We start from the raw sequence: 1526 nt of genomic DNA, 5'->3' as shown, positions 1-1526 counted from the left end.
TGGAAACCTCGCGCAGGCCCTTATCCGACATTTCGAAGACGCCGATCTCGTCGGTTGGCCCAAAGCGGTTCTTCACCGTGCGCAGGATGCGGAAGTGATGGTTGCCTTCGCCTTCGAAGTAAAGCACGCCGTCGACCATGTGCTCGACGACGCGCGGGCCGGCGATCTGGCCCTCCTTGGTGACATGGCCGACGAGCACGATCGCAGCACCCGTGGATTTCGCATAGCGGATCATGGCTTGAGCGGCGGCGCGCACCTGGGTCACGGTGCCCGGCGCCGAATCGGCAAGGTCGGTCCACAGCGTCTGGATGGAATCGAGGATGACGAGGTCCGGCCGCTTGCCGTCGGCGATGGTCGCCAGAATGTCCTCGACATTGGTTTCGGCTGCGAGCTCGACCGGCGTCGAGGCGACGCCGAGCCGCTGGGCGCGCAGCCTGATCTGCGCGACGGCTTCCTCGCCCGAAACATAGACGATGCGGTGGCCCTTCGAGGCGAGCGCCGCCGCCGCTTGCGTCAAAAGCGTCGACTTGCCGATGCCCGGGTCGCCGCCGACCAGCAGCGCCGAGCCGCGGACAAAACCGCCGCCGGTGGCGCGGTCTAGCTCGCTGATGCCCGAAACGATGCGCGGCGCATCCTCGATGTCGCCGGCGAGGCTGGTCAGCACCACGGCGCGGCCTTTTCGCGCGTTGCGCGTGTTGGCCGGCCCCGATCCGATGCCGCCGGCGGTGCCTTCCTCGACCAGCGTGTTCCACTCGCCGCAGGCGTCGCATTTGCCCGCCCAGCGCTGATGCACCGAGCCGCAATTCTGGCAGATGAACTGAACGCGCGATTTGGCCATCAGACGCGGCCCGATATTGGATGGGCTGACGGGACAGCGCCCCCCTCTGTCCTGCCGGACATCTCCCTCTCTAGGGGGTAGATCAGCAGTTCCGCCAATGATGCCCATCCTGCAACGTTGGCGATTGGCGAAAGCCGACGCGACATCCAATCTCCCCCCTTGAGGGGGAGATGTCCGGCAGGACAGAGAGGGGGGCGACGGAGTGAGACGTTTCCCAAAACGCTACTCGAACCTCTCCGGCAGATGATGCTCCTCGGCCAGATCGGAGAACCGCGTGAATTCGCCATGGAAGGCGAGGCTGACGGTGCCGGTCGGTCCGTGGCGCTGCTTGGCCACGATGCACTCGGCCTTGCCGCGCGCCTCGTTCACCTCGTTTTCCCACTTGACGTATTCCTCGGTGCCGAGCTTCGGCTCGCGGTTCTTGAGGTAGTACTCCTCGCGATAGACGAACAGCACCACGTCGGCGTCCTGCTCGATCGAGCCGGATTCGCGCAGGTCCGAGAGTTGCGGGCGCTTGTCGTCGCGGCTTTCGACCTGACGCGACAGCTGCGACAGCGCGATGATCGGTACGCCGAGCTCCTTGGCCAAGGCCTTCAAGCCCGTGGTGATCTCGGTGATTTCCTGCACGCGGTTCTGCGACGCGCGGGCGGAGGATCCCTGCATCAGCTGGATATAGTCGATGACGATG

The 1526-nt window shown here is 65.3% G+C and carries 2 protein-coding genes; both read right to left on the bottom strand.

What is annotated here, in order from left to right:
- Window positions 1-838: ATPase domain-containing protein (locus EOA24_RS37610; protein WP_127410798.1), on the bottom strand; the 838-nt coding region annotated here is incomplete at its 3' end.
- A 222-nt stretch (window positions 839-1060) separates the two neighbouring features.
- The coding region (locus tag EOA24_RS37600; protein ID WP_281059932.1) for a DnaB-like helicase C-terminal domain-containing protein at window positions 1061-1526 on the bottom strand (466 nt) is incomplete at its 5' end.

This window comes from Mesorhizobium sp. M2A.F.Ca.ET.039.01.1.1 (assembly GCF_003998035.1).
In the GTDB taxonomy this organism is placed as follows: Bacteria; Pseudomonadota; Alphaproteobacteria; order Rhizobiales; family Rhizobiaceae; genus Mesorhizobium.
This window is presented reverse-complemented; position numbering and strand designations above follow the sequence as displayed.